Origin of the sequence: Cesiribacter andamanensis AMV16 (assembly GCF_000348925.1) — a bacterium.
Taxonomy (GTDB): domain Bacteria; phylum Bacteroidota; class Bacteroidia; order Cytophagales; family Cyclobacteriaceae; genus Cesiribacter; species Cesiribacter andamanensis.
Genome location: NZ_AODQ01000178.1, coordinates 1 through 7,149 on the forward strand (window position 1 = coordinate 1; position 7,149 = coordinate 7,149).

Consider the following 7,149-nt stretch of genomic DNA (forward strand, 5'->3'; position numbering starts at 1 on the left):
CCGGCTTTTTTAAGTTGTTGTCATGGGAAATACTGTAATTTAGCTATATTTATTACACACTTATGGGCGGAAATGTAAAGAATTCTATATTGAACAGAATTTCCCTTATAAATCTGCTCTCCTGAATGTATATCCAACTTATGCCGAACGCAGCCATCGAGGAGTTATACCAGCACTACCAGGGGGTACGCCGGGCTCCCTTTAGTGTAGACCAGTTTACCTCCTTTCTGGCCTTTTTTCCCGCGCTGCTGATTGCGGCTTCCGATGGCATTGTAGACCGCGAAGAGTGGCAGTACTGCCAGCGGCTGGCACAGGGCCTGGGCCACTCCTACCGGGAGGAGCTGGAGCCGGAAGAAACCGAACGGCTTACCCATCTGTACCGGCAGGAGTTTGTGTACCTGCTGCAAAACCTCTCCCGCTGGGAAGAGCCTTTTCTGGAAGCCCTGGCAAAATACTTTCAGCACAACCGCTACGCCAAAAAGTTTGTTTCGCAAACAGCCTGGCTCTTTGCCGATGCCTCCAATGGGGTCTCTAAGGAGGAAGAAAGCAAGCTCTCGGATCTGCGCAAGCGCTTTGCCCTGAGCAAGGAAGATATGCGCCCCTTTGACGAACTTCAGGGTCTGTAAGGCTTCCGGCCCCTTCCTTTCTCCCCGTCATCCCCTCGCCCTTTCCTTCCTGCCGTCATCCCTTCGCAGGAGGGGATCTGTCTGGCTGTTATCCGGCCCCTATCTTCAAGGGCACTCTACTCAAAACCACTGCTGTTTTACGACTTCAACTCCGGCAAGCCCTTCACCAGTGCCTCATAGTCCAGCTCCTGCCAGCTTTGGGCAATATCGGGCCGGGCCATAACCTCATCCATGATACGGGCCTGCTGGCGGCCGCGCTCCTGCGCATCAGAATAGCGCATGTTGCTAAAGGTTACCATGCTGTAAAGAGGCAGCCAGTGCCGGGGGTAGCGGCGGTGCAGCTCGGCTTCAATCTTCTTGCGCAGTACAAACTCTTCATCGGCCACGCTATCGCGCATTTCCACAAAATTGGCCATGGCCAGCTCCTGTATGGCATCGGCATCGGGCTTGCGCAGCTGCTCATAGGCGGGCAGTACTTTACTCCAGTCGGCGCCCCACTGCTCAATGAGCTCCATAAACACCCGCACATCTTCAAAGCCGGCATTCATGCCCTGCCCGTAAAAGGGCACTACGGCATGGGAGGCATCGCCCACCAGGGCGGAGCGGTTATAGCGGGTCCAGGGATAGCAGCTAATGCTCACCAGCGAGGAGGTGGGGTTTTCCATAAACTCTTCCTGCAGGTTGGGCATCAGGGGTACTGCATCGGGAAAGGTAGTGGTAAAAAAGGCATGTACTGCCTCGGGCTTGCTGAGCTTCTCAAATGAAGGATCTCCCTCAAAGCCCAGAAAAAGGGTGCAGGTAAAGGATTTATCCAGGTTGGGCAGGGCAATGAGCATGTAATTGCCCCGCGGCCAGATGTGCAGCGCATTAGGTTCCAGCGCCCACTCGCCGGAAGGGGTAGGGGGAATGGTGAGCTCCTTATAGCCCCAGTCGATATAATACTGACTGAAGTTAAAGCGGTCGGTACGCTGCATGGCCTTGCGCACCGCCGAAAAAGCCCCATCGGCGCCAATGATCAGGTCGGCCTCTATGGTTACCTCGCTCAGTTCCTCAGCCGCTACGGTAAAGTAGGCAATGCCGTGCTTCAGGTCTACATAGGTGCATTTATGGCTGAAGCAGAGTTTTACGCCGCATTTTTCGGCAATGTCCAGCAGCAGCTGGTTGAGTCGGCCGCGTGATACCGAAAAGATGGCATCCCCCTCGGCACTGTAGGGCTGAAAGCTGGTGTCGCCTTCGGGGCTGTGCACCATGCGGCCGCGCATGGGCACCACATGCTCCCGCACCAGCTCATCAATGCCCAGCAGTTCCAGGGCCGTCCAGCCCCGGGTGCTTACGGCCAGGTTTATGGAGCGCCCTTCCCGGATCTTTATCTTGCGGATATCGCTCCGCTGCTCGTAGAGGCTAACGCTAAAGCCCTTGCGGGCCAATAAAAATAGCATGCAGGGCGCCGACCAGGCCACCGCCCAGAACGGCTATCTTCCCCTTTTCTTTTTTGAAAAATCGATCATATGTGCAAACGGCAACGCCAGGTTGCCTGGTTAACCTGAAACGGGACTAGAGGGTTATTTCCTGCAGGGCTTTGGTAAAGATCTGGCAGAAGGTGTATACATCCTGAAAGGAATTGTAAAGCGGCGCCGGGGCCAGGCGTATCACATTGGGCTCCCGCCAGTCGCAGATCACCCCGGCCTCATCGATCTTATCAAAGAGCGGCTTGCCCCCCTTTACCAGCAGCGAGAGTTGTGCGCCCCTGGCCTCCGGATCGGAGGGGGTGATGATCTCGATGCCCCATTTATCGCAGCCCACCTGGTGGCACAGCATCCACTCCAGGTAGCCGGTCAGCTGTAGGCTTTTGCGCCGCAGGGCCTCTATGCCGGCCTCTTCAAAAATAGCCAGCGAAGCCCGCTGGGCGGCCAGGGACAGAATGTTGCTGTTGCTCAGCAGCCAGCCTTCGGCGCCGGGCATGGGCTTAAATCCTTTTTCCATCTTAAAGCGCTCCTGCTGGTTGTGGCCCCACCAGCCGGCAAAGCGGGGGGTGGCCGGATCGTTGGCCCAGCGCTCGTGGATGTAGACCCCGGCTGTGCTGCCCGGGCCGCTGTTGAGGTATTTGTAGGTGCACCAGGCGGCAAAGTCTACCCCCCAGTTGTGCAGCTGCATGGGTACATTGCCCATGGCATGGGCCAGATCGAAGCCGCAAAGGGCGCCGGCTGCATGGGCGGCTTTGGTAATGGCGGGCATATCAAAGAGCTGGCCGGTATAGTACTGAATGCCGCTGAAGAGCACCAGCGCCAGCTCGTCCTTATTTTCGTCTATAGCGGCCAGAATATCGTCGGTGCGCAGCACATGCTCGCCCGGACGGGGAAATACCTCTACAATGGCCTGCTCCGGTGCATAGCCCTTGAGCCGCACCTGCGATTCTACCGCATACTGATCGGAGGGAAAAGCGCCCCCTTCCATCAGGATCTTGTAGCGCCCCTGTGCAGGCCGGTAAAAGCTCACCAGCAGCAGGTGCAGGTTGGTGGTAAGGTTGTTCATGGCCACTACCTCGTGCGGCAGGGCGCCTACCAGCCTGGCCAGGGGTTTGGTCAGGTGCTGGTGATAGGTATACCAGGGCTCCTCGGCCCAGAAGTGACCATCAACCGCATATTGTGCCCATTTTTGCAGCTCTTTTTCCAGATACTCCCGGGTGGCTTTGGGCTGCAGGCCCAGGGAGTTGCCGCAAAAGTAAATGGCCAGCTCGCCCGAGGGGGTCTGGGGAAAAAGAAAGCGCTCCCGGAAAGGGGCAAGGGGATCGAGCCGGTCCTGCTCTTTGGCAAAGGCTTCGGTAGGTTGGTAGTGCATGGGGTTGAGTACGTAGCGTAAAAGGGGTTAGGGTTTTTCCATATAGGTACCGCAATTGTCGCAGGTGCGCAGCGCATCATTTTGCCAGAAGCGGTCCATGATCACCGGCAGCTGGGCCACAATGTCAGATACAGGGGCAAACTCTTCATGCAGCTTATGGCCGCAGGCCTCGCAGTACCACAAAAAGCCGTCTTCCATCTCCTGATGCCGGATCTTTTCTACCACCAGGCCTACGGTATTGGCCGGGCGGCGGGGGCTGTGGGCCACATTGCCGGGCAGCAAAAAGGTCTCGCCCTGGCGGATGTGGATATCCACCGGCTTGCCATCTTCAATGATCTTGACCACAATATCGCCTTCCAGCTGATAAAAAAGCTCTTCGGTGGCATTGAGGTGATAATCTTTGCGGCTGTTGGGGCCGCCTACGATCATCACAATGAAATCGTTGGTTTGGGTGTAGATCTGTTTGTTGCCCACCGGTGGCTTTAGCAGGTGGCGGTTCTCCTCAATCCAGGTTTGCAGATGAATGGGGCGCTGTACGCTCATGGGGTAAAAAAATTAGTTGGCCTTTAAGTTACGAAAGTAATGGGCAAAAGGGATAATTGGCCTGTCCGGATGCGGAAATAGTGCTGCCAATAGGGCGGATAGACCCAAAAAAAAGCCGGCCCCCAGAAGGGACCGGCTTTTTGTGGAGGAAATAGTATATCGTGTAAATTAATTGATGATCAGTTTTTCGCTGTAGAGCGTATTGCCCACCCATACGTGCACAATGTAGGTGCCGGCCGGCAGCATGGGCAGCTGCAGGTAGGCATAGTTTACGTCTGGCGACATAGGCACCGTGGTTTCGTATACCTTCTGGCCCATGTAGGAACTGATGGCAACCTTTACATTGGTGGTCACAAACAGATGCTCCAGCTGTACGGTAACGCCCTGGCCGGAATGGATGGCGTTGGGGTACAAGCTCAGCTTCATGTCGGGGCCCAGGTAGCCATCGTCATCGCCGGGCACTTCTTCCGCCGGCGGGCTGGCAGGGGTGGCCTGGCCGTAGTACACACACTGGCCGGCTTTATAGGCCACCATCGGACCGCAGTAATTCTGGGTATCGATGCAGCTTTCGCTGTTGCACAGGGTGTAGGTTACGGTAAAGCTGCCTTCTTTCTTCATGTTGATATCATCCACCTTAATGCTGTACAGGCCGGTGGTGGGGTCCTGGCCGATGGACATGGGCCAGCCCCTGGAGTTGCTCATGCTGCTTACACTGCCGCACATCAGCGAGATGTTGAAGTGTGACAGGGCATAGCTGCAGCTGCCATCGGCGCTCACCGTAAGGGTATAGGTGGTGCAGCTGCCGCTGGTCTGGCTGCTGGTGATGGTGCTGCTGAAACAGCCATCGGCACATACCTGCGTTTTGGGCCATACCACCGATACGGTGGCCTGCCCGGAGGCAGTACCTCCGCCGCAGCTGTTGGCTACGCTCAGCAGGCTGTATACGGTATTGGCAGCAGGCTGTACAGTAAGCGCATACGGGTTCTCGCTGGTGGTAACCGACTGTGTGCTCTTGCCATCGGTGTAGGTAAAGGTATACGGGCCTGTACCTTCAAAATGAACGGCAAAGGTAGCGGTAGATCCGCCGTTGATCAGCAGGTCGGTGCAGCTTTCGATCCAGGCACGCAGCGGGCTGCTGGCGGCTGTATCCTCAAGGGTAAAGCTGGCTTCGGCCGAGCAGCCAATGGCATCAATAACCGCTACGGTATACTGGCCGGCGGCTACATGGCTAAGGCTGGCGGTGCTGGCGCCGGTGTTCCATTTGTAGGTGTAGGGGGCCTGGCCACCCTGTACGGCTACCGACAGGCTTCCGTTTGGCTGCCCACAGCTGCTGCTGGTGCTGCTGCTCAGGGCTATGACCATGGGGGTTGACTGCTTGATCTCAAAGGCAACCACATCATAGCAGCCTCTGGCATCGGTTACTTTTACGGAATATACACCGGCGGCCAGGTTGGCGGCAGCGGCAGTGCGCAGGCCGTTGCTCCAGTCGTAGGCATAGGGAGCAGTGCCACCGCTTACCGTAATGGTAGCGGCGCCATCGGCCGTGCCACCGCAGCTAATGGCTTCTACATGGGCATACAGGCTCAGGGAGCTTTCGCTCAGGCTAACCTCTGTTTCGGTTGTGCTGCTGCATCCGTTGCTATCGGTTACGGTTACGCTATATACGCCACTGGTGCTGGTGCTGATGCTGGCGCTGGTTTGCCCGCTGCTCCACAGGTACTGGTAGGGGCCTGTAGCGCCGCTTACCACGGCACTTAGCTGCTGGCTGTTGCAGCTGCCGCTGCTTGCAATGCGTACCGTAGGTGCAGGCTGCTCCTGCAGGATAAACACTTTTTGCGTTTTGCAACCCTTGGCATCGGTTACGGTTACCGTGTAGGTGCCGGCAGAAAGATCCTGCAGGCTGCTGCCGGTATCGCCGGTATTCCAGCTATAGGTATAGGGGGCTGTGCCACCCTGAGCTACCACGGTAATGCCTCCCAGGCTGTTGCAGTCGGGGCGGATCAGCTCCGATGCGCTCAGGGTAATGGGTGCAGGATTGCTGATGATAAGGGTGGTGGTTTTGGTACAGCCGCTGGCATCGGTAACCGTTACGGTATAGCTGCCAGCGCCTATGCCGGTCTGATCTTCGGTTTTAGCACCATTGCTCCAGATGATGGTGTAGGTGCCGTCTCCGCCGCTTACCGTCAGATCAATGCTGCCATCGGTACCTCCCCAGCAGCTGGGCGCAGTAGTGGTGGCCGACAGGCTAATGGGTGTGCCAATGGTACCTACCGATGCAGATGCTTCGGCTGTGCAGCCGTTGGCATCGGTTACTACCAGGCTGTAGTCGGTGCCTTCTTCTGCCGTAATGCTACCGGTAGTGGCGCCATTGCTCCAGGTGTAGGTATAGGGAGCGGTACCGCCACTTACCACAGCAGTAAGGGTGCTGCTGCCGCAGGCGCCGCCGCTCAGGCTTACTGTAGGGGCACTGGGGTATTTGATCTGAAAGGAGCGTACACTTTTGCAGCCCCATTCATCCGTTACCTCTACGGTATAGTAGCCTGGCTCCAGTTCGTCAATGCTTGGTCCGCTGGGGCCATGGGTCCACTGATAGGTATAGGTTCCGCTGCCGTTGCTGGCCCCTACCGTAATACTGCCCAGGTTGCCCAGGCAGTCGGCCTGGATGATCTCAGTAGCAAAAACGGAAATGGCGGGTGCTGCCGGCAGGCTAATGCTGGCCTTGGTGCTGCAGCCGCTGGCATCGGTAACCGTTACGGTATAGCTACCGGCAGCAAGCCCTTCCAGGTCCTGGCTGGTAGCGCCGCCCGTCCAGCTATAGGTATAGGGGGCAGTGCCGCCGCTTACTGCTAGATCTATCCAGCCATCGGTACCGCCAAAGCAAGTAGGGCTGGAGTATTCGTAGGTAAGGGCAAGGGGGGCACTGCTGCCGCTGGTGGTGAGGCTGGCTGTGGTGGTACAGCCGCTGGCATCGGTTACGGTAAGGCTATAGGTACCGGCAGTAGCCGGGCTAATGGAGGGGGTAGTTTCGCCGGTATTCCAGAGGTAGGTATAGGGGGCAGTGCCGCCGCTTACGGTGGCCGAAATGGGCTGGCTGCTNCAGGCACTGGTGCCACCGCTCAGCTGCACCTGGGGGCTTGCAGAG

General features: G+C 57.3%; 5 protein-coding genes. 1 reads left to right on the forward strand and 4 read right to left on the reverse strand.

All coding sequences use genetic code 11. The features are described 5' to 3' along the window. Positions 1 to 140: 140 nt before the first annotated feature. Positions 141 to 626 carry a hypothetical protein gene (locus ADICEAN_RS19595; RefSeq protein ID WP_152426535.1) on the forward strand — a complete coding sequence of 162 codons (486 nt, stop codon included), beginning with the start codon at positions 141 to 143 and terminating at the stop codon, positions 624 to 626. A 137-nt stretch (positions 627 to 763) separates the two neighbouring features. Here the strand turns inward: ADICEAN_RS19595 and ADICEAN_RS19600 are convergent, their stop codons facing one another. The 4 genes from ADICEAN_RS19600 to ADICEAN_RS19615 all read right to left on the reverse strand — a co-directional run bounded on the left by ADICEAN_RS19600 (position 764) and on the right by ADICEAN_RS19615 (position 7,133). After that, positions 764 to 2,065 (reverse strand): FAD-dependent oxidoreductase, encoded by a 1,302-nt coding sequence (locus ADICEAN_RS19600; RefSeq protein ID WP_009197406.1) that lies wholly within the window; start codon positions 2,063 to 2,065, stop codon positions 764 to 766. Between the two features lie 115 nt (positions 2,066 to 2,180). Beyond that, positions 2,181 to 3,464: a kynureninase gene (gene kynU / locus ADICEAN_RS19605; protein WP_009197407.1), complete on the reverse strand. Its 1,284-nt coding sequence runs from the start codon at positions 3,462 to 3,464 to the stop codon at positions 2,181 to 2,183. Between the two features lie 27 nt (positions 3,465 to 3,491). Then, entirely contained in the window at positions 3,492 to 4,007 is a 516-nt protein-coding gene (locus ADICEAN_RS19610; RefSeq protein ID WP_009197408.1) for a 3-hydroxyanthranilate 3,4-dioxygenase, read from the reverse strand. A 168-nt stretch (positions 4,008 to 4,175) separates the two neighbouring features. After that, positions 4,176 to 7,133, reverse strand: coding sequence for a hypothetical protein (locus tag ADICEAN_RS19615; RefSeq protein ID WP_009197409.1), 2,958 nt, complete (start codon positions 7,131 to 7,133; stop codon positions 4,176 to 4,178). Positions 7,134 to 7,149: the final 16 nt, after the last annotated feature.